Below are 21,758 nucleotides of genomic sequence, written 5' to 3' on the forward strand. Positions count from 1 at the left end.
CCGGCGGCGGCCTCTCCGCTACTCCGGACCGGCATCCGCCTCCAACCGCTGGCGCAGCGTGCCTATCAGGCGCAGGCAGGCCGCCACATCCTCCGTCGCCAATCCCTGCGCAAGGGCGTCGACCCACGGTTTCTGCCGCCGGCCCGCGGCTTCGTAGGCCGTCTTCCCCCTTGACGTCATCACCACCAGCCTGGCCCGGCGATGATGGGGGTTGTCGCGGAAGGCGAGAATGTCCTCGTCCACCATTTCGTTGACGATACGCTGTACGCCCTGACGGTTGAGCCCCATGGAACGGGCGAGATGGGCCACGGGCTGCGGAGTGTCGGCCAGCGCGATGGCGCCCAGCACCTGCCAGCGCGCGCTGCTTAGCCCCAGCCCGGCCACCAGCCGGTCGCCGGCCGCGAGCAGGCGGCCATTCAGGCGGAAGATTTCGAGGATGAGGGCCGTGACGCCCTCGCCGGCCAAGGCAGGATCCGATTCATTCATTGACAATATATACCCAATTTGACAATGTATTGTCAAATTGGAGTTGACCCATGCTGATCGGTCAGATCGCGCTCGTTCTGGCAGCCGCCTTCACCGGGGCGGCCTTCTACATCAATATTGCCGAGCAGCCGGCGCGGCTCGGCCTCGACGACGCCTCCCTGCTGGCGCAATGGAAACCCAGCTATGGGCGCGGCTTCGCCATGCAGGCCAGCTTGGCCGTCGTCTCCGGTCTTGCCGGCATCGCCGCCGCCTGGCTGGCCGGCGGTTGGCTCTGGCTGGCCGGTGCCGTGCTGATCCTGGCGAACTGGCCCTATACGCTGCTGGGCATCATGCCGACCAACCGGCGCCTGGAGGCAACACCGAACGATGAGGCAGGGGCCCAGACGCGCCGATTGATCGGGCACTGGGGCCGGCTGCACGCCGTACGCACCGCCCTCGGCGCGGCGGCGACGCTGGCCTATCTCGCCGCCTCGCTACAGCGTTTTGCGATTTGACGGGATCGTCCGGAATCGCAAAGACGCGTCGAAGCAAAGGGCAAGAGCAAAAAAGCGTTCAGTCCTGAACGCGCTTTGCTCCAGGAGGCTCAGCCCCGGCATCGGCCAGCTCGGCCCGCAGCCAGGCCTCGAAAGCCTTTACCTTGGCTGAAGGCTTGCGGCGCGCCGAGCTCACCAGCCAATAGGCCAGGCCGGTCTGAACCGGGCGCGGGAAAGGCGAAACCAGGCGCCCGTCGCGCAGTGCATCCTGTGCCAGGGTCTGCCAGCCGATCGAGACGCCCTGGCCGGCGATCGCGGCATCGAGACACAGCGCCGCATCCGAAAAGGCCGGGCCCGGCGCGAGCGGCAGGTCTGCCTTGCCATAGGCCGCCAGCCAGATCGGCCAGCTTTCCGGCGAATTATAGTCGATGATGGCCGGCAGCCTGACCAGATCCTCGATTTCCCGGATGCCGGCGGCCAACGCGGGCGAGCAGAGCGGGAACAGGCTCTGATCCATCAGGTAATCCGCCCTCACCCCCGGCCAGGGGCCCGCGCCCACGCGCACGCCGACATCGACGTCCGAGGTATCGAAATCCACCCGTTCGACCGAGGCATCGATACGCAGCTGCAGGCCTGGATGCGCCTCATGGAAACGATGCAGGCGCGGCACCAGCCATTTGGCGGCGAGAACCGGCGCGACCGTCACCGTCAGCACATGCTCGGACCGGGCTTCCGCCGTCGCCAGGGCCTGCGAGATCTCCCGGAAACCCCGGGTGAGGCCCGCGAGCAGGGACTGGCCGAGCGGTGTCGGCACCAGCCCCTTCGGGCCGCGCGTGAAGATCGGCCGCCCCAGGCGCTGCTCGGCCTTGAGCACCTGCTGGCTGACCGCGCCGACGGTGACGCCGAGCTCCTCGGCGGCCTTCGCCATCGAGCCGAGACGGCCGGCAGCTTCGACCGCCCGCAAGGCGCCGAGCTGATATCGCAGCAGAGTATCCATATAGTTTTTCTATAGGATTCCAGCGCAGAACTCCATTTCTTTTCTGCCCGATTTGCCAGAGATTCCGCAGCAGGAACTCAGGAATATTTCAGCCATGCTGATCGTCAGGATACTCAAGACCCTTCAGGAATGCTGGACCCGCCTGTCGGCGGTGCCGGCCCGCGGCCTGGAGCCGCTCGACCATCCCAGCCTGCAGGCCATGTCCCTGCGGGAGCTGGCCGACCTGCCGCTGGAACCACCGCCGCCGCCCGGCCATAATACGGGTGTGCTCGCGTGCAATCCAGGCGAGGCGGCCGCGCGCCGGACACCAACGCGCCAGGCCTTACGGGGAACCGCAATCGCCGCCCGCTAGCCAGGTATCGAGGACGTCCTGGGACCGCCAGCATCCTGCTGGCCTTTACCGCCGCACGCCCCGCCTCCAAGAGCCAGCAGGATGCTGGCGATCCCAGGAGGAGTGACCGTCATACAACCTGCTATTATACCCCGTCATACGCCTTCTGCAGCGCCGCGATGTCGAACTTGATCGCCTGCAGCACGGCGGCCATCACGCGCTGCGCCTTGGCCTGGTCGGGATCGGCCAGCAGCGTGGGCAGGATCGAGGGCACGATCTGCCAGTGCACGCCATAGCGGTCCTTGAGCCAGCCGCAATGTATCAATTCGCCCTTCTCGCCCAGCGCCTGCCACAGCCGGTCGATCTCGGCCTGATCGGCGCAGTCGATGTGGAAAGAGACGGCGTGGTTGTATTCGCATTTCTCCCCGCCATTGAGGGCGAGATAGCTCTCGCCCGCCAAAGTGAAGCGGACCATCAGTACGCTGCCGGCCTTGCCGCCCGGCCCATCCGCGACGTTGCGCTGCACATGATCGATGCGCGAATCCGGCAACAGCGACACATAGAAATTGGCGGCCTCCTCGGCCTCTCCGGCAAACCACAGGCACGGCGAAATCTTGGACATGGCATTTTCCTCCGATGGACCCTTGCGGGCGAATGCCCCAAGGACGAGGGAAGACCTGCCGATCCGACATTGCCATGTGTCTCGACCGCGGATTTCATGCTTACACGCCGCCGAGACGGGCCTGCATGAAATCCACGAAGACGCGGACCTTCGGCGAGAGATGCCGGCTGGACGGCCAGATCATGTTGAAATTGCGCGGCCCGCCCACATGATCGGGCAGCACGGTCCGCAGTGTTCCGGCCTCGACGGCATCGTGCACCAGGAAGTCCGGCATGACGCCGATGCCGAGACCACCGAGCGTGGCGCCGCGCATGGCTTCCATATTGTTGCAGGTGAAGACGGTGCGCGGGCGCGGCTCCGGCTCGTCCGACGGCAGGATCAGCGGCCATTCCAACATCCTGCCGCTGTTGAGGAAGCGGTAGCGGATGGCGAGATGGCCGTCGAGATCGCGCGGCTTCAGCGGCGTGCCATGGCGCTCGAGATAAGCGGGCGAAGCGAACAGCATCTGCCGGAAGGAACAGAACACCCGCGACATCAGCCGGGAATCCGGCAACTCGCCGCTGCGGATGGCGATATCGACGCCTTCCTCGACCAGATCGACCAGCCGGTCGTTGAAATCGAAATCGAGATCTATCTCCGGATAGAGCGCGGTGAACTCCGGCATCAGGGGCATCAGGATGTGGTAGGTGACGACCGGCGTCGACACCCGAAGCCTGCCCCGCGGAGCGTCGCGCGAACCCGCCACGATGGCCCAGGCGTCGTCGAGGTCGTCGAGGACGCGCCGGCAGCGCTCGTGGAACAGGCGCCCTTCCTCCGTCAGGCGGATGGTGCGGGTGGTGCGCTGGAACAGGCGGACGCCGAGATCGTGTTCAAGCTTTGCCACCGACTTGCCCACGGCTGAAGCCGAAAGGCCGAGCACGCGCCCGGCTGCGGCGAAACTGCCGAGATCCGCCGTGCGCACGAAAGCGGTGAGATTGCCGCTCCTGTCCATAGACTCTCCGCTATTACGGAATTTTGTTCCGTTATCTTCGGAACAACGCCCCCATTTCCTCAATAATGCGGCAAGAATAGATTGCTCGCAACGGGTCGAGCCGTTTTGCCGGGGCAAGCCTCCCCACCGAGCGCCCCGCTGGCAGGCGACCTGCCACCCCTCTTTCGAGCAAGATTCCATGACAGATCGAACCTTGGCTCCGAGCGCGGCCCACAAGGCGCTCATCCTGCTGTCCGTCTGCCTTGCTGCCATCGCCATGCCGTTGACCTTCACGGGACCGGCGGTGGCGCTGACCGCCATCGCCGAAACGCTGGGCGGCAGCCCGATCGCCCTGAACTGGGTGACCAATGCCTTCATGCTGACCTTCGGCAGCGCGCTGATGGCCGCCGGAGCCCTATCGGACAGCTTCGGCCGCAAGCGTGTCTTCCTCACCGGCACCGCCGGCTTCGCCCTGGCCTCGCTGGCCCTGGTGGGCGCGCGCTCGATCCTGATCTTCGACCTGCTGCGCGCTCTCCAGGGGCTTGCCGCTGCCGCGGCCTTCGCGGGCGGCATGGCGGCCCTGGCGCAGGAATTTTCCGGCAGCGCGCGCATGCGTGCCTTCAGCGTGGTCGGCGCCAGTTTCGGCGCCGGCCTTTCCTTCGGCCCGATCAGTTCGGGCCTGATGAGCGCGACCTTCGGCTGGCCCAGCATCTTTCTCGCCGTCGTCGCGCTGACATCGGTCTCTTTCGTCATCGGCGTCGCCGTGCTCCGGGAATCCCGCGATCCCCAGGCTCGCGGGCTGGACTGGCCGGGCGCGACCAGTTTCACCCTCGCACTGACCCTATTCACCTATGGCGTCCTGCAGGCGCCGGAAAGCGGCTGGAGCGATCCGCTCGTCATCGTCCTGCTCGTCGGCGCGCTCGCGCTGATGGCGCTGTTCGTGCGCATCGAACTCAACTCGCCCCGCCCGATGCTCGACCTCAGCCTGTTCCGGTACGGGCGTTTCGTCGGCGTGCAGTTGCTGGCGGCCGCGCCCGCCTATGCCTTCGTGGTGCTGCTGATCCTGCTGCCGATCCGTTTCGTCGGCATCGAGGGCGTCGGCGCGGTTGCTGCCGGCCGCATGATGATGGCGCTGTCCGCCCCGCTGCTGGTTCTGCCGCTCCTGGCCGGCTGGCTCTCACGCTGGATCGCGCCGGCCGTGATCTGCGGCCTCGGCCTGCTGGTCTCAGCAGCCGGACTTGCCTGGCTGAGCTTCATGCCGGCCGGCGGCGACGTCAACGCCATGCTCGCGCCCATGGCCGTGATCGGCATCGGCATCAGCCTGCCCTGGGGCCTGATGGACGGTCTCGCCGTCTCCGTGGTGCCGAGCGAGCGGGCCGGCATGGCGACCGGCATCTTCTCCACCGTCCGCGTCGCCGGCGAGGGCGTGGCGCTTGCCATCGTCAGCGCCGTGCTCTCGGCCCTAACATCAGGCCACCTTCCCGGTGCGCATGCCCGGGAGGGCGCCCAGAAGCTGGTGACGGGCGACGTTGCCGGTGCCGCCGGCGCGCTGCCGCAATTGGCCCGCCCGGCCTTGATCCAGGCCTATGGCGGTGCGTTCTCCACGCTGCTGCTCTTGCTGGCCGCTATCACCGTGGTCACCGCCGTCGTGGTCTTCGTCTTTCTCGGGCGCCGGGAAACGCCTCGGGACGACGTCCCGGCAGAGACAGTCTGTGCCTCGGCGAACGGCTGAACGCCGTACATCGGCAACCAGCCTTACGACCACGGAAAAGGGGGCCGAAGCGCTAATACGGTTCACTTAAGCAGGAACCGCTCCGAATTTGTCATAGCCGGGCTTGACCCGGCTACCCAGAAGCCGCACGGACGAACCGTCGGAGAGCTGGATTGCCGGGTCAAGCCGGCAATGACAAAGGTCGAGCACCCCGAAACGCTTAAGTGAACTGCATTGGGCCGAAGAGCCCCCTTTTTCTCATATGCCGAGCCGGTATCGATTGCGGTAATGACCTCAGAACATCCGCTTGATGCGGATGCCGCCGACCACCGAGTTGAGCTTCTCCTTCGGCCTGACATCGGCGAAGGTTTCGTTGCCGAGTTCGCGATCGAACTCGGACCGGATGTAGGAGACCTCGCCCGTCACCGACAGGCCCTTGACGATCATGTAGGTCAGGTTGCCGGTGATGGCGTATTCCTTGGCCTTGAGGTCCTGGCCATTGATGCCGGCGCCGTCATAGCGCGTGTCGATATAGCTCGGCACGATGTTGAAGCCCCATTGCGGCGTGAAGTTGCCGCCCAGTTCCGCCGTAATGGACCAGCCCTTGCCGGCTTCCAGCCGCGAAAAGCCGTTGCGGTAGTAGAAGTCCTGCGAGCGGAGGGCATAGAGGTTGTCGGCGCCCAGATAGTCCAGCGCACCGTCGGCATATTGGCCTTCGATCACCAGATGCCCGTCCTGGAGTTGCGGGATCTTGATCAGCACGTCGCCGCCGATCGCATAGCCCCATTTGTTCTGATGCCGAAGGGCGACGTCGTCGGCAGGATCGTCCGGCGTGCCATTGTCATAGCGCGAGGCGCTGCGGAACTGGTGGGCCGCGGCCTGGAGCGCCACCGTTCCCCATTCCTGGTCGAGCCGGAGGACGCCGACGACATCCGGCACCTGCTGGCCGCCCTGATAGGCGAACACGTCGTTCTGGCGGTGATCGCGGCCATCTTCGATCGACAGGGTGGCCGAGAAGCCGCCGCCGAACTGTGCCGTATAGGCTATGAGGTTCACCGTGTTCGACTGGGCGTAATAGGGGCCGAAGATGGTGTTGCCATAGTCGTTGTCGTAGAAGCCGAAGAAGGAATGGGCATAACCCGCCGTCAGGCCGCCGAACTGGATGAAGGCCTTATCGATGGTGAAGCGGTTGCGCTGTTCCGTGCCGTTCACCCGCGTGGCGGTGTTGCTGTCCGCATTGATCTGGAAATAGGAGCGCAGCAGGCCGTATTCGGTCTCGGTGCGGGCATCGAACCAGACACGGGCCTGGGTGTTGAAGGCGGTGCGGTTGTCGTCGCGATTGAACTTGCCGCCGCCATAGATGCGATAGTCTATGCGGAACTCGCTGCCGATGCGCAGGCAGGTGTCGCTGCCCGGAATATAGAAGAAGCCCGGGCCAAAGGCCGTACAGACCTTCACATATTCGACGGCCTCGCCCTTGGTCATCGGAAGATCCGCCGCATGAGCAGCGGCAAAACCGGTAAGGCCGGCGACTGTTCCTAAAATAAATGCTCTTTTAATCACAATTTCCTCCAAACAATTTTCAATTGCAATACGACAGAAAAAAGTCTTCGAGCCAGAATGAGGCCGTAGAGCTCAGCAAAATTAGAGCATCTGAAAATTACCATTCGAATTTGAACCAATCGGCCTATGCCGACAACCAAAATTGCCGGCTTCCGATTGGAGCTCGTGCGATTTTCGACTCCATTGTTACTTAAAGGTCACATTGCAGCAAAACTATTTCACAACTTCACCTTGCATCCGGCAGGCAAGCTGGCTTCCGCGATCCAGGGGCAAGGGGAGAAGGACATGCCCGGCCACACGTGAAAAAGGCGGGCCACGAAGACCCGCCTTTCGGCCAACCGCGCGGGATGGCCATGACCACGTTTTCACGGGCCGGGCAGAGCCGGCGCCCTGTGTTACCTGTTCAGCATCGGCAGGTTCATGCCCTGCTCCCTGGCGCAGTCGATGGCGATGTCGTAGCCGGCATCGGCATGGCGCATCACGCCGGTGCCGGGATCGTTGACCAGCACGCGGGCGAGGCGCCGGTCGGCATCCTCGGTGCCGTCGCAGACGATGACCATGCCCGAATGCTGCGAATAGCCCATACCGACGCCGCCGCCATGATGCAGCGACACCCAGGTCGCACCCGATGCGGTGTTGAGCAGGGCGTTGAGCAGCGGCCAGTCGGACACGGCATCCGAACCGTCACGCATGGATTCCGTCTCGCGGTTGGGCGAGGCGACCGAACCCGAGTCGAGGTGGTCGCGGCCGATGACGATCGGGGCGGAGAGCTCGCCGTTGCGCACCATCTCGTTGAAGGCGAGGCCGAGGCGGTGGCGCTGGCCGAGGCCCACCCAGCAGATGCGGGCGGGCAAGCCCTGGAAGGCGATGCGTTCGGCGGCCATGTCGAGCCAGTTGTGCAGGTGCTTGTCGTCGGGGATGAGTTCCTTGACCTTGGCGTCGGTCTTGGCGATGTCGGCCGGATCACCCGACAGCGCGGCCCAGCGGAACGGGCCGACGCCGCGGCAGAACAGCGGGCGGATATAGGCCGGCACGAAACCCGGGAAGTCGAAGGCATTGTCGACGCCGACTTCCTTGGCCATCTGGCGGATATTGTTGCCGTAGTCGAAGGTCGGCACGCCCATCTTCTGGAAATCGAGCATGGCGCGGACATGCACGGCTATCGACTTCTTCGCCTCGGTGACGACATGGGCCGGCTCGGTGCGGGCGCGCTCCTTGTATTCCTCCCAGGTCCAGCCGATCGGCAGATAGCCGTTCAGCGGGTCATGCGCGGAAGTCTGATCGGTGACCATGTCAGGGCGGACGCCGCGGCGCACCAGCTCGGGCAGGATCTCGGCGGCATTGCCGAGCAAGGCGATCGAGACGGCCTCCTTGCGCTCGCAATGATGCTTGACGAGCTCGAGCGCGTGGTCGAGATCCCGGGCCTGCTTGTCGACATAGCGGGTGCGCAGGCGGAAATCGATGCTCTGCTGCTGGCATTCGATGTTGAGCGACACGGCACCGGCCAGGGTCGCGGCCAGCGGCTGGGCGCCGCCCATGCCGCCGAGGCCGGCGGTGAGCACCCAGCGGCCGGCGAGATCCCCGCCATAATGCTGGCGGCCGGCCTCGACGAAGGTCTCGTAGGTACCCTGCACGATGCCCTGAGAGCCGATGTAGATCCAGGAGCCGGCCGTCATCTGGCCGTACATCATCAGGCCCTCGGCATCGAGCTGGTTGAACTTCTCCCAGGTCGCCCAATGCGGCACCAGGTTGGAATTGGCGATGAGGACGCGCGGCGCATCGGCATGGGTCTTGAACACGCCGACGGGCTTGCCGGACTGCACCAGCAGCGTCTCGTCATTGTTGAGGTTCTTCAGGGTGCGCACGATGGTGTCGAAGCATTCCCAGTCGCGTGCGGCGCGGCCGATGCCGCCATAGACCACCAATTCCTTGGGGTTCTCGGCGACGTCGGGATCGAGATTGTTCATGAGCATGCGCAGCGGCGCTTCGGTCAGCCAGCTCTTGGCATTGAGCTGAGTGCCACGCGGGGCGCGGATCTCGACATCGCGGAAACGGGCATTGCTGAGCATGTACATGACCTCTTGTTGCTTGTATATACAAGTTAGCGGCAAAACGGCAAATCTGTCAAGGGAGAACCGAAGACGGAGATCGATCTTCAGATCGGCCCTGCAGTCACCCCACCCTGTTCGAATGCCTGCGATGCTCGATGCGGTAGCGCCCGCCCGGCAGCAGCAGGCGGACCGCGGTGACGACATGCTGCAGGGCCTCCTCGCCACCGCCGGCGTCCGGGGCCGGCGCCCCCACCCAGCCGGTCGCGAAGGTGCGACGACGGATCAGCAGGCACGGATCGGCCCGCGAGATCGCCAGCAGTTTGCACTCCCAGGCCTGCGGCAGCACCGCCTCGATGCGATGCTCCGCCTCGCTCCACGGCACCACCGCACTGAGCACCTCATTGGGCGTCACCCGGGAAAAATCATGATCGAGATAGCCGGGCGCCACCGCCGGATTGACGAAACGATCCTCGAGCTGGATCGGCACCTCATTGTCGCAATGCACGATGATTGAATGGAAAACCGGGCTGCCGATCGGCAGTTCGAGGAGATCGGCGATATCGGGCGTCGCCTTCAGCGTATCGAGCAGCAGCACCTGAGCGCTGTAATCATGGCCGCGCCCGCGGATTTCCTCGGCGATATTGGTGACGGCGAACACGTCCGAATGACTGTTGCCGCCCGCCACGAAGGAGCCCCTGCCCTGCATGCGGACCAGCACGCCCTCGAGGCTGAGCTCGCGCAGCGCCCGGTTCACCGTCATGCGGCTCACCCCGAGCTGCTCGACCAATTCGCTTTCGGAAGGGATGCGATGATCCGGCGGCCACTCGCCGCTGCGCACCCGCGAGAGGATGTGCTGCTTCACCTCGGCATAGAGCGGCGTGGCAGGTATGGCGGGCTCCGGCTTCCTGTCCGGCGGCATGCTCATGACGACGTCATTCCTCAAAATCGACTCACCGCCTCATGCGGCACTTGCCATGATCGCAAAATTATGTATAAAACTTATATATACAAGTTGCGAACTCGTCGGTACACAACATGCCCGATTTCCGCCCACAACTCCAGAGCAACCGCAGCCTCCTGGCCAGCCAGGCGCTGCTGCCCGATGGCTGGGCCCGGAATGTACTGATCGAGATCGACGTTTCAGGCCGGATCAGCGCCGTGACCGCCGACGCCAGCGCCGATGGCGCCGAGATCGCATCGGGGCCAGTGCTGCCCGCCATGCCCAACCTGCATTCCCACGCCTTCCAGCGCGCCATGTCCGGCCTTGCCGAGGTATCCGGCGCGGGCAGCGACAGCTTCTGGACCTGGCGCGAGGAAATGTACCGCACCGTCGGCCAGATCACGCCCGAGGATGCCGAGGCGATCGCCACCCGGCTCTATGTCGATCTGCTCAAGGCCGGCTTCGGCTCGATCGCCGAATTTCACTATCTGCATCACGACAAGAACGGCTCCCTCTTTGCCGACCGCGCCGAAATGTCGAAGCGCATCCTGGCCGCGGCCCGGACCAGCGGCATCGGCTTGACGCTGCTGCCCGTCTTCTACGCCCATGCCAATTTCGGCGGCGTCGCGCCGCATGAGGGCCAGCGCCGCTTCATCCACGATGTCGATGGCTTCGAGCGGCTGATGGCGGAACTCGCCCCGGCCTGCGCGACGCAGGGCGCCACGCTCGGCTATGCCTTCCATTCGCTGCGGGCGGCGACGCCCGAGGAAATGAAGACTCTGATGGCGAGCCTGCCCAAGAGCGGGCCGCTGCACATCCACATCGCCGAACAGCAAAAGGAAGTCGACGATTCCATCGCCTGGAGCGGCAAACGCCCGATGCAATGGCTGTTCGACCATATGCCCGTCGACGAGCGCTGGTGCCTGATCCACGCCACCCATGCCGATCCGTCCGAACTGCAGCGCATGGCGGCGAGCGGCGCCGTGGCGGGCCTGTGCCCGGCGACGGAAGCCAATCTCGGCGACGGCATCTTCGACGCGGTCGCCTATCGTGCCCGGAGCGGGCGCTTCGGCATCGGCACCGACAGCCATGTTTCCCCCAGCGTGGTCGACGAGTTGCGTACGCTCGAATATTCGCAGCGCCTGCGCGACGAAAAGCGCAACCGGCTCGCCAATGGCCCGCACCGCTCGGTCGGGCGCGATATTTACGATGCGGCACTTGCCGGCGGCGCCCAGGCCCTCGGCCAGCCCATCGGCGCCATCGCCCCCAGCATGATCGCCAGTCTCGTCGTGCTGGATGGCGACGATGCTTTCATAGACAGCGCCAAGGATGACGCTATTGTCGATCGCTGGCTGTTCGCGCTTGGCGACCGTACGGTGCGTGACGTCATGGTTGAGGGGCAGTGGCGTATCCGCGACGGGCGTCACGACCAGGACGACATCATCAATGCGGCCTTCAAGACCGCGATCAGAAACCTGGCCCGCCATTGAGGCGCGCAGGTTGCTGTCAACATAGGGGAATTGATGATGAAGAAGACCCTCATTTCCACCGCCATCCTGGCGCTGGCGACGCTGGTCAGCGTTCCGGCCGCCCAGGCCAAGGAGTGGAAAACCGTCACCATCGGCCTGGAGGGCGCCTACGAGCCCTGGAACCTGACCAAGCCCGACGGCACCATGGATGGCTTCGAGGTCGACCTTGCCAAGGATTTGTGCGGGCGCATCAAGGTCGAGTGCAAATTCATTGCCCAGGACTGGGACGGCATGATTCCGAGCCTCAATGCCGGCAAGTTCGACGTGATCATGGACGGCATGTCCATCACCGAGGAACGCAAGAAGCAGATCGACTTCTCGCGTCCCTATGCCGGCGAGCGGGCCGGTTTCGCCACGCTGAAGTCCAACGATCTCGCCAAGCTCGCCGGTACCGGCACCGTCGTGACGCTGTCGGGCGACCCCGCCAAGGACAAGGCCACGCTCGACACCCTGCGTGAAGCGCTGAAGGGCAAGTCCGTCGGCGTGCAGGTCGCGACCAATTATGCCGAATGGCTGGCCAAGAATTTCAAGGACACCATCACCGTCACCGAATACAAGACCGTGGGTGAGGCCGACCTCGACCTGGCTGCCGGCCGCGTCGACGCCACCGTCGGCGATGTCACCTTCTATTATTCGGTGCTGTCGCGCCCCGATCATTCCGAAATGACGCTGGCCGGCCCTGAAATCACCGGCCCGGTATGGAGCGAAGGCATCGGCCCGGCCTTCCGCAAATCCGATCCGGAGCTGCGCGACATGTTCGACAAGGCGATCGGCGAAGCCCTTGCCGACGGCACGATCAAGAAGCTCAGCATGAAGTGGTTCAAGACCGACATGTCGCCTCAGACCAAGTCCTGAGGCGCAGGCAAGTCCTGATCATCGACCACGCCGGCATCCGGGCAGGGGAACCGCGTCCCGCCCGGATGCCGCCCGGCCAAGCGGCGCAAGACCGACCGGGGTACTGCAAGGGCGATCCAGAATGAAGCCGATCCGGAAAACCGGGCGGCAGAACCCAAAGGGGAACCGACAATGAAGAAGTATCTGCTCTCCTCGGCGCTGCTGGCGCTGAGCACTCTTGTGGCCATGCCCGCACCGGCCAAGGAGTGGAAGACGGCCACGATCGCTCTGGAAGGCGCCTACGAGCCCTGGAACCTGACCAAGCCCGACGGCAGCATGGATGGGTTCGAGATCGACCTCGCCAAGGATCTGTGCGGCCGCATGAAGATCGAGTGCAAATTCATTGCCCAGGACTGGGACGGCATGATCGCCGGTCTCAATGGCGGCAAGTTCGACGTGATCATGGACGCGATGTCGATCACCGACGACCGCAAGAAGCAGGTCTCCTTCTCGCAGCCCTACGCCCAGACTCCCGCGGGATTTGCCGGCTTGAAGACCGGAGACCTCGCCAAAATGGACGGCACCGGCACCACGGTGACGCTGACGGGCGAGGCCGGCCATGACAAGAGCACGGTGGAGAAGATGCGCGAAGCCCTGAAGGGCAAGACCATCGGCATTCAGACCGCCACCGTCTACACCAAATTCGTCGAAGAGAACTTCAAGGACATCGCCACCATCACCGAGTACAAGACTTCGGGCGAGCGCGACCTCGACATCACGGGCGGGCGCATCGATGTCGGCTTCGACGACGACACCTATTTCACCTCCGCCTTCTCCAAATCGGGCAATGAGCAGATGACCCTCCTCGGCGCCCAGATCGCCGGTCCGATCTGGGGCGAGGGTATCGGCCCGGCCTTCCGCCAGTCCGACAACGACCTGCGCGAGATGTGGGACAAGGCGATCGGCGCGGCCATCGCCGACGGCACCGTCAAGAAGCTCAGCCTGAAATGGTTCAAGCTCGACGTGACCCCCGTCAAGGGATCTTGACCGCCGATGACGCTTCTGCGGGCCGGCATCAGCCGCCCCGCAGGACCGCCAGGTAGGACGCACCGTCGGTTTCAGCCCCCTTGGTGCCGAAAACTGCCGGCATCGCAGCCATAGCCCCTGTCTCTCTGGCCTACCCTAAGAGGAGAGCCAAATTGTGGACGTAATTACCAGCCTGTCCGACAAGATCTCCTATCTGATCGCCACGCTCGGCTTCGGCGAGACCGGTTGGGGGCTCTATCTCCTCGGCGGCGCCGGAATGACGCTGGCCGTCACCCTCGCGGCCATGCTGATCGGCGCCATCGTCGGCGCCCTGGTCGCCTGGGCCAAGATCGCCGGTAACCTGCCGGCCACCCTGATCGGCAATGTCTATACCGTGGTGCTGCGCGGAGCCCCCGAACTGCTGATCATCTACATGGTCTATTTCGGCCGGGTGGTCGATGTGATCGGCAATTCGCTGGGCGCGCTCGGCATCGGCAACAGCACCACGATCAACAGCTTTCTCGCCGGCGCCCTCGGCGTCGGCCTGATCTCCGCCGCCTACCAGGCGGAGGTCTTCCGCGGCGCCTTCACCGCCATCGCCAAGGGCGAGATCGAGGCGGGCCGCGCCATCGGCATGCCGCGTTTCATGCGCTTTCGCCGCATCATCGCGCCGCAGATCATGCGTTTTGCCATTCCAGGGCTTGGCAACGTCTTCCAGCTCAGCGTGAAGGACTCGGCCCTGATCTCCGTCACAGGCCTGGTCGAGATCATGAACGCCGCCAACAAGGCGAACGGATCGACCCGACAGCCCTTCTTGTTCTACACCGTGGCGGCCTGCCTCTATCTCATCCTGACGACCTTCTCGACCCAGATCTTCAGTGCCGGCGAGCGGCGGGTAGCCAAGAGCTTCCGCCGTCCGGTGGGATCGTAGGTGCCGCCATGAGTCTCGATTTCGCCCTGGAAGCCCTCAACAAGATCCTGGCGGTCCTGCCGACGACGTTGATGCTCTTCATCTTCTCCGTCCTGCTCGGACTGGTCTTCGCGCTGATCGTGCTGTGGATGCGCATGAGCAGCAACAGGTTGCTGTCCGGTATCGCCAAGACCTACATCTTCATTTTTCGCGGCACGCCGCTCCTGATCCAGATCTTCCTGATCTTCTACGGCCTGGCCCAGTTCCAGTTCATGAAGGAATCCTTGTTCTGGCTGGTGCTGAAGAACCGCATCGCCTCGGCCGTGTTCGTGATGGCGCTCTGCACCGCCGCCTATCAGGCCGAGATCCTGCGCGGCGGCCTGCTGGCCGTCTCGACCAAGGAGATCGAGGCGGCGCGTGCCATCGGCATGTCCGGTTTCAAGCTGCTCTATCGCATCATCGCGCCGATCGCCCTGCGCCAGGCGCTGCCGGCCTATTCGACCGAGGTGATCCTGACATTGAAATCGACCTCGCTGGCCGGACTGATCGGCGTGGTCGAGATGACCGGCATCGCCCAGAAAATTGGCCGCCAGGCCTTGCTCGACGTGCCGGTCCTGGCTCTGGCCGGTATCATCTATATCGCTCTGAGCTATGTCATCATCTTCCTGCTCGGCCTCGCCGAGCGCCAGCTCTCTCCCCATCTGCGCTTCATGCCGCCGAGCGCGCAGACACCGCGCACCATCGTCGGCTGAAAGGAAACGCCATGGCCGCTTCCAGCGAAATCGCGCTCAGCGTCAAGAACATCCACAAGAGTTTCGGCGATCACGAAGTGCTCAAGGGCATTTCGCTCGATGCCCACCAGGGGGATGTGATCTCCATTCTCGGCGCCTCGGGCTCGGGTAAGAGCACCTTCCTGCGCTGCATCAACCTGCTCGAGACGCCCGACGAGGGCGAGATCGTCGTCGCCGGCGAGAAAGTCGAGATGCGCCGCAGCAAGAAGGGCCGCCTCGAACCCTCCAACGGCAAACAGGTCGACCGCATCCGCTCCGAACTCGGCATGGTGTTCCAGAGCTTCAACCTGTGGTCGCACATGACGGTGCTGCAGAACCTGATCGAGGGCCCGGTGCATGTGCTGGGTCGCCCCAAGGCCGAGTGCATCGCCGAGGCCGAGGCCCTGCTGGAGCGGGTCGGCCTGGCCGAGCGCCGCAACTACTATCCCTCGCACATGTCGGGCGGCCAGCAGCAGCGCGCCGCCATTGCGCGGGCGCTGGCGATGAAGCCGAAGGTGATGCTGTTCGACGAGCCGACCTCGGCGCTCGATCCCGAACTGGTCGGCGAAGTGCTGCGTGTGATGCGGGGTCTTGCCGAGGAAGGCCGCACCATGCTGGTGGTCACCCACGAGATGGGCTTTGCCCGCAACGTCTCCAACCGGGTGATGTTCCTGCACAAGGGCGAGGTGGAGGCGGACGGCTCGCCCGACGAATTGTTCAAGGAGCTCAAGTCGGAACGCTTCAAGCAGTTCATCTCCAGCCAGCATCATTGACGATCTGGCGCGACGGCAGGTGGGTTGCGGCGCCCCTCCCCCTTACCCTCTCCCCGTAAGAACGGGCGAGGGTAAGGGGGAGGGGCTGCGCAATCTCGTCCTCAATTTCCCTATCCGATATTCCTCCTCGTCCTGGTTTCCCCATGTCCATCGTTCTTGACCGCCCCCTCGCCTGGCGAGAGATCGCCGCCATCGCCGAGGGGACGGAACTCGCCCTTTCCGAAGCTGCCCGGCAGCGCCTCTTCCATGCCCGGGCCATCGTCGACGCCATCGTCGAGCGCGGCATCCTCGCCTATGGCGTGAACACCGGCGTGGGGGGCCTCGCCAACGTCATCGTCGACAGGCCGCAGCAGCGGCAATTGTCGCGCAACATCCTGATGAGCCATGCCGTGGGCGTCGGCGCCCCCCTCGGCAAGGCCGAGACAAGGGCGATCATCGCCGCCGCCATCAACAATTACGCCCATGGCCATTCCGGCGTCAGGCCCGCAGTGGTCGAGCAGTTGCTGGCCCTGCTGGCGCATGACTGCCTGCCCGAAGTGCCCTCGCTTGGCTCGGTCGGCTATCTCAGCCACATGGCCCATATCGCCCTGGTGCTGATCGGCGAGGGCCACGCCGTGCTCGACGGGCAGAGACTGACAGGCGGCGAGGCGCTGGCCCGCATCGGGCTGGCGCCGCTGGTGCTGGAGGCCAAGGAGGGCCTGAGCCTGGTCAACGGCTCGCCCTGCGTCACCGGCCTTGCCGCGCTTGCTCTGGCCCGCAGCGAAAGACTGGTCGGCTGGGCCGACGTCACGGCCGCCATGAGCTTCGAAAACCTGCGCGGCCAGCCGCGGGCCTTCGACGAGGCCTCGCTCGCCTTGCGCATCTCCGAGGGCATGCAGGCGACGGGGCGGCATCTACGCGCGCTGCTCCAAGGCAGCGCTATCCTGGCCGCGGCGGCCGGACGCCAGACCCAGGACCCGCTCAGCCTGCGCGCCGTGCCGCATGTCCATGGCGCGGTGCGCGACGCGCTTGCCGAAATCGGCGCCACCGTCGACCGCGAACTGGCCTCGGTCACCGACAACCCGGCCGTGCTCGGCACGCCCGAAGCGCCCGAGGTCTTTTCGCAGGCGCATGCCGTGGCGCCCGGCATCGCCCTCGCCATGGATACGCTCGCCATTGCCGTGGCCGAGCTGGCGGCGATGGCGGAGCGGCGGATCGACCGCCTCGTCAATCCGCATGTCAGCGACCTGCCGGCCTTCCTCGCCGTGGGCAGCGGCGTCTCCTCCGGCTTCATGATCGCCCAATACACCGCTGCCTCGCTGGTGGCGCTCAACCGGCGCCTCGCCAGCCCGGCAAGCCTCGACGGCGGCATCACCTCGGGCCTGCAGGAGGATCATCTCAGCCACGCCACGCCATCGGCCCTCAAGGCCCTGCAGATCCTCGACAATGTCGAGCACATCCTGGCAATCGAACTCATCGCCGATGCCCAGGCCTATGACCTTCAGGCCGAAGACCTCGCTAAGGCGCCCGGCACCGATGCCTTCTATCGCGACGTGCGCACGGCCCTGCCGCCCTATCGCGACGACCGTCCCTTGGCGGGCGACATCGCCGTCGCGCGCGGGATCATCCGCCGGGCGGACGCCACCGCGGCCTGAGACGGCGCCGATTCTTTACCCTCCCCTCGATGGCGAGGGTAAAGGAACCCCGCGTCCACCAAGCCGGCTCCCACAAGCTCAAGCCGCCCGCTTCACCAGTTCGGCCACCATGGCGGCCGTCCAGGTGAAATGGCCGCCGCCGAGGCCCTCGCCGGAGATCGGGTCGTAATATTCAGCAAAGCCGCTCTCCTCGATCAGGGCCAGGCTGCCGGCCTCGACCTTGGCGGCGGCGTCCGCGAGATTGCAGCGCCGGAGCCCGTCGGCGATCAGCATGTTGACGATGATCCAGGCCGGCCCGCGCCAATAACGCTTGGATTCGAAACGCCGGTCCGCCGGATCGTGGCTGGCCACGCCAAAGCGCGTGCGCTTGCGCCAGGCCTCGATGCGGCCGGCAATGCTCCTTTGCCGCGCTTCGCCGCCCAGCCCAGCGAAGACCGGCAGCAATCCGCCGATCGAGGGACTGTCGATCAATTGGTTGGAGACGCGGTCGAGGCAGAGATACTGGCCGAAAGTGTCGCTCCAGAGCGTCTCGAAGGCCGCTCTCGCCTTGGCGACGCGCTCTCGGGCCCGGGCGGCGATCTCGGGCTCGCCGAGCGTCTCGGCAAGCTCGGCGAGGTCGCTGTCCGAGCGGATCAGGATGGCGTTGAAGCCCGGATCGACCACCTTGAAGGGCGAGGCCTCGTGTAGCCTGGCATTGTCCCAGCCAAGGCCGCGAAAGCGCTGCAGCAGCCAGAGGAAGCGGTCATAGTCGGCCTTATGCGGACGCTGGGCGGAATCGACATGCTTGGTATCGCGGCGCTCATAGGGCTCCACCCCGTCGGTCGGCACGCGCATCATCGCTTCGTCCCAGTCGATCGAATTGTCCCGGCCGGACTCCCAGGGATGGATGATGGCGACGAGCCCGGTGTCCTTGGGATCGCGGCAGGCATAGAACCAGCGATGCCAGGCCTCCGCCTTGGCCAGCAGGGCCTGCGCCTTGCGCCGGGCAAGCTCCCGGTCGCCGGCCTCGTCGTGGAGGCGCTTCATCACATAAGCCAGCACCGGCGGCTGGGTGATGCCCGAGGTCGGCACCGGCCGGCCGGTGCGCCAGACGCCGGGGCCAGGGAAATAGCCGTCGTCGTCGACGTGGAAGACGATGTGCGGCACCATGCCATCCGGCCATTGATGATCGAGCAGGGTCTCGACCTCCTGCCAGGCCCTGGCTTCGTCGAGATGGCGCAGCCCCAGCGCCGTCAGGCAGGAATCCCAGTTCCACTGGAAGGGATAAAGCCCCTTGGTGGGGATGGTGTAGGCGCCGCGATCATTCTCGCGCAGCACGGCAGCGGCCCGCTCGAAGGCAGCGGCACGGTCAAGTCGGCTCATGAAAGGCTCCCAATGCGTTCGTCATGAAAGGGGGTGATGTCGTCAGAGCACGGCCGCTGAACTCTCGACGTCGAACCAGCGCACACTACCGGGGCGCGGCGCCAAAGTGAGATTTTCGCCGGGGCGGACTTCACGATCATTGTCGACGATGGCCCGGAACAGGTGGCCGCCGACATCGAGCGAGACGAGCTGATGCGGGCCGAGCGGCTCCACCACCCTGACCCGTCCCGTCAGCCCCTCGCCGCCCGGCGTCAGTTCCTCGGGCCGGATGGCGAACTCGACCGGCCGGGATGTCGCTGGCGCCGGCAGTTTCAGGCCGGCAACTTCGGCCATCGGACCTGCCACCGAGGCCGGCAGGAAATTCATCGGCGGATTGCCGATGAAACCGCCGACGAAGCGGGTCGCCGGATAGGCATAGACCTCCGTCGCTGGTGCCGCCTGCACGATCCGGCCCTGATGCATCACGGCGATGCGGTCGGCCAGACTCATCGCCTCGACCTGGTCGTGGGTGACATAGATCGTAGTTGTACGGCTTTCCTGCAGGATGCCCTTGAGCTCGGCCCGCATTTCGAGCCGCAGCAGCGCGTCGAGGTTGGAAAGCGGTTCGTCCATCAGGAGGACGGCCGGCTCCACGGCCAGGGCGCGGGCGACGGCCACCCGCTGACGCTGGCCACCGGAGAGCTGGCCCGAATAACGCTGCAGCAGCTGGTCGATATGCATCAGTCCGGCCGCGCGCTTCACGCGCTGCTCGACTTCCTGGTTGAGCAACTTCTTCATGCGCAGGCCAAAGGCGATGTTCTCGAAGACGGTCATGTGGGGGAACACCGCGTAGTTCTGGAAGACCATGGCGATGCCGCGGTCGCGTGGGGGCAGCCCGTCGACCCGCCTGCCGCCGATATGGACCTCGCCGCCGCTCGCCGTCTCCAGCCCGGCGACGATGCGCAGCAGCGTGGTCTTGCCGCAGCCCGAGGCGCCGAGCAGCACCAGGAATTCCTGGTCGCGGATGGCGAGGTCGAGCGTGTGCAGCGCCGTGTAGGAACCGAAATTCTTGCGCACGCCCCGGATCTCGATGTCGGCCATCGGGCCCTCCTCAGCGATTGGCGATGCCCCAGAGCGAAAACAGATATTTCCGCACCAGGAACAGGAAGATCAGGGCCGGGATGATCAGCACGAAGGCGCCGGCGAATTTCAGCGGCAGTGGCGAGACATCGAGGCTGGTGAGCAGAAAGGCCGTCAGGGTCTGGTTCTGCACGGTGAGCACGGACGCCGCGAACACCTCGTTCCAGGAGGTGACGAAGGCGAACACGCCCGAGGCCGCGATGCCGGGCAGCGCCAAGGGTGCCACGATCCTGACGAAGGCCTGGGGCCGGTTGCAGCCGAACACCCAGGCCGCCTCCTCCAGCTCCACGGGAATGCTGACGAAGAGCGAGGAGGTGATCAGGATGGCGAAGGGCAGCGCCAGCACGGTGTGGATCAGCGCCAGGCCGAGCAGCGTGTCGTCGAGGCCGGTACGCAGATAGAACACCGCCAGCGGCAGCGCGAGCAGCGGCAGGGGAAAGGCGCGCGTCATCAATACGAGGATGCGGAAGGCGCCCTTTCCCCTGAAGCGGAAACGGGCCAGGGCATAGCCGGCCGGTGCGCCGATCAGGATGGAGAGCACCATGGTCAGCCCCGCCACCAGCAGCGAATTCATCAGGGCCCTGGTGACGCCGGCATAGTTCCAGAAGAAGGCGAGGCTGGTGAGATCGAAGGCCGGCCAGAAGCGCTTGGGCCAGCCCGTCACCGCGGCGGGCGCATTGAAGGCATCCACCGCCAGCAGATAGATCGGCACCAGCACCCAGGCGCAGAGGACGATGGCGGCGATGCGCAGGCCCCAGCGAGCCGGGGCGGCGGTACCCGCATCGTCTTGCGTCACGACGGCCCCGCTCATGACACCGCTTCCTTTTTCTCGCCCAGCGCCCATAGGAAGAAGACGGTCAGGGCGATCGAGATCGCCAGGATCGCCATGGCGTAGGCAGCGGCTCCGGCACGATCCTGCAGGGTGAATTGCCAGCCATAGGTCTCGCCCATCAGGACCGGCAGGTTGGTGCCGGCCAGCACCAGCACGATGGCGAAGACCTCGAAGGCCAGGATGGTACGCAGGATCAGCGCTGTCTGCAGGCTGGGGCGCAGCAGTGGCAGGGTGATCCTGACGAAGCGCTTCCACGGCCCGGCGCCGAACACCTCCGCCGCCTCGTAATATTCGCGCGGAATGAGCGACATGCCCGCCACCAGGATGACCAGCACCACCGCCGTCGCCCGCCAGAGTTCGGCGAGCACGATGGCGGCAAAGAGCAGGACGATGTTCTGATAGCCCAGCAGGAGCTGGGGGCCGGCGATCAGCCCGAGGGCATGGCGGGCGCTGTTGAGGAAGCCGTTCTGCTCCAGGATGGCCAGCCAGATCAGCCCGGCGGCGAGATCGGAGATGCCGAGCGGGATGGTGAAGACATAGAGGGCGAAATCGCGCCCCCTGCCGAGATTCATCACCAGGGCCGCCATGGCCAGGGCGAGCGCGAGCTGCAGCGGCACCACGATCGCCGTGAGCACCACCGTGTTGCGCAGCGCCGGCCAGAACTTCCAGTCGCTCATGATCGAGCGGAAATTGCCGGTCGAGACCTGGCCGAACTGCGTGAAGGCTTCCACCGCGACCTGGGCGAACGGCACCAGGAAGAAGGCCACCAGGAAAAGCGTGGCGGGGGCGAGCAGCAGATAGGGAAGAACGCGGACATTGCTCACG

General features: G+C 65.3%; 21 protein-coding genes. 10 read left to right on the forward strand and 11 right to left on the reverse strand.

The window, feature by feature from the left end; all coding sequences use genetic code 11:
- Nucleotides 1-18 precede the first annotated feature (18 nt).
- Nucleotides 19-486: a MarR family winged helix-turn-helix transcriptional regulator gene (locus C5L14_RS17730; RefSeq protein ID WP_105863391.1), complete on the reverse strand. Its 468-nt coding sequence runs from the start codon at nt 484-486 to the stop codon at nt 19-21.
- 53 nt (nt 487-539) lie between these two features.
- Between C5L14_RS17730 and C5L14_RS17735 the strand changes: the two genes are divergently transcribed.
- Nucleotides 540-980: a DUF1772 domain-containing protein gene (locus tag C5L14_RS17735; RefSeq protein WP_181161240.1), complete on the forward strand. Its 441-nt coding sequence runs from the start codon at nt 540-542 to the stop codon at nt 978-980.
- Between the two features lie 58 nt (nt 981-1,038).
- On the opposite strand, the gene C5L14_RS17740 is transcribed toward C5L14_RS17735, so the two are convergent.
- Complete coding sequence (locus tag C5L14_RS17740) at nt 1,039-1,956, reverse strand: LysR substrate-binding domain-containing protein (protein ID WP_105863393.1); 918 nt, start codon at nt 1,954-1,956, stop codon at nt 1,039-1,041.
- 94 nt (nt 1,957-2,050) lie between these two features.
- On the opposite strand from C5L14_RS17740, the gene C5L14_RS17745 reads away from it, so the two are divergent.
- Nucleotides 2,051-2,308 carry a hypothetical protein gene (locus tag C5L14_RS17745; protein WP_105863394.1) on the forward strand — a complete coding sequence of 86 codons (258 nt, stop codon included), beginning with the start codon at nt 2,051-2,053 and terminating at the stop codon, nt 2,306-2,308.
- Between the two features lie 124 nt (nt 2,309-2,432).
- Here the strand turns inward: C5L14_RS17745 and C5L14_RS17750 are convergent, their stop codons facing one another.
- Both C5L14_RS17750 and C5L14_RS17755 read right to left on the reverse strand, forming a co-directional pair.
- Nucleotides 2,433-2,909, reverse strand: a complete 477-nt coding sequence (locus C5L14_RS17750; RefSeq protein ID WP_105863395.1) for a VOC family protein — start codon at nt 2,907-2,909, stop codon at nt 2,433-2,435.
- A 100-nt stretch (nt 2,910-3,009) separates the two neighbouring features.
- Nucleotides 3,010-3,900, reverse strand: coding sequence for a LysR family transcriptional regulator (locus tag C5L14_RS17755; protein ID WP_105863396.1), 891 nt, complete (start codon nt 3,898-3,900; stop codon nt 3,010-3,012).
- 178 nt (nt 3,901-4,078) lie between these two features.
- Here C5L14_RS17755 and C5L14_RS17760 point away from each other — a divergent pair, with 178 nt between their 5' ends.
- Complete coding sequence (locus tag C5L14_RS17760; RefSeq protein WP_105863397.1) at nt 4,079-5,611, forward strand: MFS transporter; 1,533 nt, start codon at nt 4,079-4,081, stop codon at nt 5,609-5,611.
- Between the two features lie 273 nt (nt 5,612-5,884).
- Here the strand turns inward: C5L14_RS17760 and C5L14_RS17765 are convergent, their stop codons facing one another.
- The 3 genes from C5L14_RS17765 to hutC all read right to left on the reverse strand — a co-directional run bounded on the left by C5L14_RS17765 (nt 5,885) and on the right by hutC (nt 10,129).
- Entirely contained in the window at nt 5,885-7,075 is a 1,191-nt protein-coding gene (locus C5L14_RS17765; RefSeq protein WP_105863398.1) for a porin, read from the reverse strand.
- A 473-nt stretch (nt 7,076-7,548) separates the two neighbouring features.
- Entirely contained in the window at nt 7,549-9,222 is a 1,674-nt protein-coding gene (hutU, locus tag C5L14_RS17770) for a urocanate hydratase (RefSeq protein ID WP_105863648.1), read from the reverse strand.
- Nucleotides 9,223-9,325: 103 nt separating this feature from the next.
- Nucleotides 9,326-10,129 (reverse strand): histidine utilization repressor, encoded by an 804-nt coding sequence (gene hutC / locus C5L14_RS17775; protein ID WP_245443419.1) that lies wholly within the window; start codon nt 10,127-10,129, stop codon nt 9,326-9,328.
- Between the two features lie 110 nt (nt 10,130-10,239).
- Here hutC and C5L14_RS17780 point away from each other — a divergent pair, with 110 nt between their 5' ends.
- The 7 genes from C5L14_RS17780 (at nt 10,240) to C5L14_RS17810 (ending at nt 17,620) form a co-directional block, all read left to right on the forward strand.
- Nucleotides 10,240-11,634, forward strand: coding sequence for a formimidoylglutamate deiminase (locus tag C5L14_RS17780; RefSeq protein ID WP_105863399.1), 1,395 nt, complete (start codon nt 10,240-10,242; stop codon nt 11,632-11,634).
- 36 nt (nt 11,635-11,670) lie between these two features.
- On the forward strand, nt 11,671-12,528 hold the full coding sequence (locus tag C5L14_RS17785) for a transporter substrate-binding domain-containing protein (RefSeq protein ID WP_209432991.1): 858 nt from the start codon (nt 11,671-11,673) through the stop codon (nt 12,526-12,528).
- Nucleotides 12,529-12,699: 171 nt separating this feature from the next.
- Nucleotides 12,700-13,554: a transporter substrate-binding domain-containing protein gene (locus tag C5L14_RS17790; protein ID WP_105863401.1), complete on the forward strand. Its 855-nt coding sequence runs from the start codon at nt 12,700-12,702 to the stop codon at nt 13,552-13,554.
- A 196-nt stretch (nt 13,555-13,750) separates the two neighbouring features.
- Nucleotides 13,751-14,464 carry an ABC transporter permease gene (locus tag C5L14_RS17795; protein ID WP_105863650.1) on the forward strand — a complete coding sequence of 238 codons (714 nt, stop codon included), beginning with the start codon at nt 13,751-13,753 and terminating at the stop codon, nt 14,462-14,464.
- An 8-nt stretch (nt 14,465-14,472) separates the two neighbouring features.
- A complete protein-coding gene (locus C5L14_RS17800) occupies nt 14,473-15,195 on the forward strand; it encodes an ABC transporter permease (RefSeq protein ID WP_105863402.1) in 723 nt (240 codons plus the stop codon).
- Nucleotides 15,196-15,206: 11 nt separating this feature from the next.
- Complete coding sequence (locus tag C5L14_RS17805) at nt 15,207-15,986, forward strand: ABC transporter ATP-binding protein (RefSeq protein ID WP_105863403.1); 780 nt, start codon at nt 15,207-15,209, stop codon at nt 15,984-15,986.
- A 143-nt stretch (nt 15,987-16,129) separates the two neighbouring features.
- Entirely contained in the window at nt 16,130-17,620 is a 1,491-nt protein-coding gene (locus C5L14_RS17810; RefSeq protein ID WP_105863404.1) for an HAL/PAL/TAL family ammonia-lyase, read from the forward strand.
- Between the two features lie 78 nt (nt 17,621-17,698).
- On the opposite strand, the gene C5L14_RS17815 is transcribed toward C5L14_RS17810, so the two are convergent.
- The 4 genes from C5L14_RS17815 to C5L14_RS17830 are packed head-to-tail and all read right to left on the reverse strand — an operon-like array spanning nt 17,699 to nt 21,757.
- Nucleotides 17,699-18,982, reverse strand: coding sequence for an amylo-alpha-1,6-glucosidase (locus C5L14_RS17815; RefSeq protein WP_105863405.1), 1,284 nt, complete (start codon nt 18,980-18,982; stop codon nt 17,699-17,701).
- Nucleotides 18,983-19,024: 42 nt separating this feature from the next.
- Complete coding sequence (locus C5L14_RS17820) at nt 19,025-20,062, reverse strand: ABC transporter ATP-binding protein (RefSeq protein ID WP_105863406.1); 1,038 nt, start codon at nt 20,060-20,062, stop codon at nt 19,025-19,027.
- 10 nt (nt 20,063-20,072) lie between these two features.
- Nucleotides 20,073-20,912, reverse strand: coding sequence for a carbohydrate ABC transporter permease (locus C5L14_RS17825; protein WP_105863407.1), 840 nt, complete (start codon nt 20,910-20,912; stop codon nt 20,073-20,075).
- The gene (locus tag C5L14_RS17830) at nt 20,909-21,757 is read right to left on the reverse strand and encodes a carbohydrate ABC transporter permease (RefSeq protein WP_105863408.1); all 849 of its coding nucleotides are present in this window, start codon (nt 21,755-21,757) and stop codon (nt 20,909-20,911) included. Before C5L14_RS17830 ends, C5L14_RS17825 begins: the two co-directional genes overlap by 4 nt.
- Nucleotide 21,758: the final 1 nt, after the last annotated feature.

The sequence above is a fragment of the Labrys okinawensis genome, assembly GCF_002982075.1.
In the GTDB taxonomy this organism is placed as follows: domain Bacteria; phylum Pseudomonadota; class Alphaproteobacteria; order Rhizobiales; family Labraceae; genus Labrys; species Labrys okinawensis_A.

What these genes read in the sequence shown, in the direction of transcription:
- C5L14_RS17730 (WP_105863391.1), bottom strand. Translation starts at nt 486, where the DNA reads ATGAATGAATCGGATCCTGCCTTGGCCGGCGAGGGCGTCACGGCCCTC.
- C5L14_RS17740 (WP_105863393.1), bottom strand. Translation starts at nt 1,956, where the DNA reads ATGGATACTCTGCTGCGATATCAGCTCGGCGCCTTGCGGGCGGTCGAA.
- C5L14_RS17745 (WP_105863394.1), top strand. Translation starts at nt 2,051, where the DNA reads ATGCTGATCGTCAGGATACTCAAGACCCTTCAGGAATGCTGGACCCGC.
- C5L14_RS17750 (WP_105863395.1), bottom strand. Translation starts at nt 2,909, where the DNA reads ATGTCCAAGATTTCGCCGTGCCTGTGGTTTGCCGGAGAGGCCGAGGAG.
- C5L14_RS17755 (WP_105863396.1), bottom strand. Translation starts at nt 3,900, where the DNA reads ATGGACAGGAGCGGCAATCTCACCGCTTTCGTGCGCACGGCGGATCTC.
- C5L14_RS17760 (WP_105863397.1), top strand. Translation starts at nt 4,079, where the DNA reads ATGACAGATCGAACCTTGGCTCCGAGCGCGGCCCACAAGGCGCTCATC.
- C5L14_RS17765 (WP_105863398.1), bottom strand. Translation starts at nt 7,075, where the DNA reads ATGACCAAGGGCGAGGCCGTCGAATATGTGAAGGTCTGTACGGCCTTT.
- hutU (WP_105863648.1), bottom strand. Translation starts at nt 9,222, where the DNA reads ATGCTCAGCAATGCCCGTTTCCGCGATGTCGAGATCCGCGCCCCGCGT.
- hutC (WP_245443419.1), bottom strand. Translation starts at nt 10,129, where the DNA reads ATGAGCATGCCGCCGGACAGGAAGCCGGAGCCCGCCATACCTGCCACG.
- C5L14_RS17780 (WP_105863399.1), top strand. Translation starts at nt 10,240, where the DNA reads ATGCCCGATTTCCGCCCACAACTCCAGAGCAACCGCAGCCTCCTGGCC.
- C5L14_RS17785 (WP_209432991.1), top strand. Translation starts at nt 11,671, where the DNA reads ATGAAGAAGACCCTCATTTCCACCGCCATCCTGGCGCTGGCGACGCTG.
- C5L14_RS17790 (WP_105863401.1), top strand. Translation starts at nt 12,700, where the DNA reads ATGAAGAAGTATCTGCTCTCCTCGGCGCTGCTGGCGCTGAGCACTCTT.
- C5L14_RS17800 (WP_105863402.1), top strand. Translation starts at nt 14,473, where the DNA reads ATGAGTCTCGATTTCGCCCTGGAAGCCCTCAACAAGATCCTGGCGGTC.
- C5L14_RS17805 (WP_105863403.1), top strand. Translation starts at nt 15,207, where the DNA reads ATGGCCGCTTCCAGCGAAATCGCGCTCAGCGTCAAGAACATCCACAAG.
- C5L14_RS17810 (WP_105863404.1), top strand. Translation starts at nt 16,130, where the DNA reads ATGTCCATCGTTCTTGACCGCCCCCTCGCCTGGCGAGAGATCGCCGCC.
- C5L14_RS17815 (WP_105863405.1), bottom strand. Translation starts at nt 18,982, where the DNA reads ATGAGCCGACTTGACCGTGCCGCTGCCTTCGAGCGGGCCGCTGCCGTG.
- C5L14_RS17820 (WP_105863406.1), bottom strand. Translation starts at nt 20,062, where the DNA reads ATGGCCGACATCGAGATCCGGGGCGTGCGCAAGAATTTCGGTTCCTAC.
- C5L14_RS17825 (WP_105863407.1), bottom strand. Translation starts at nt 20,912, where the DNA reads ATGAGCGGGGCCGTCGTGACGCAAGACGATGCGGGTACCGCCGCCCCG.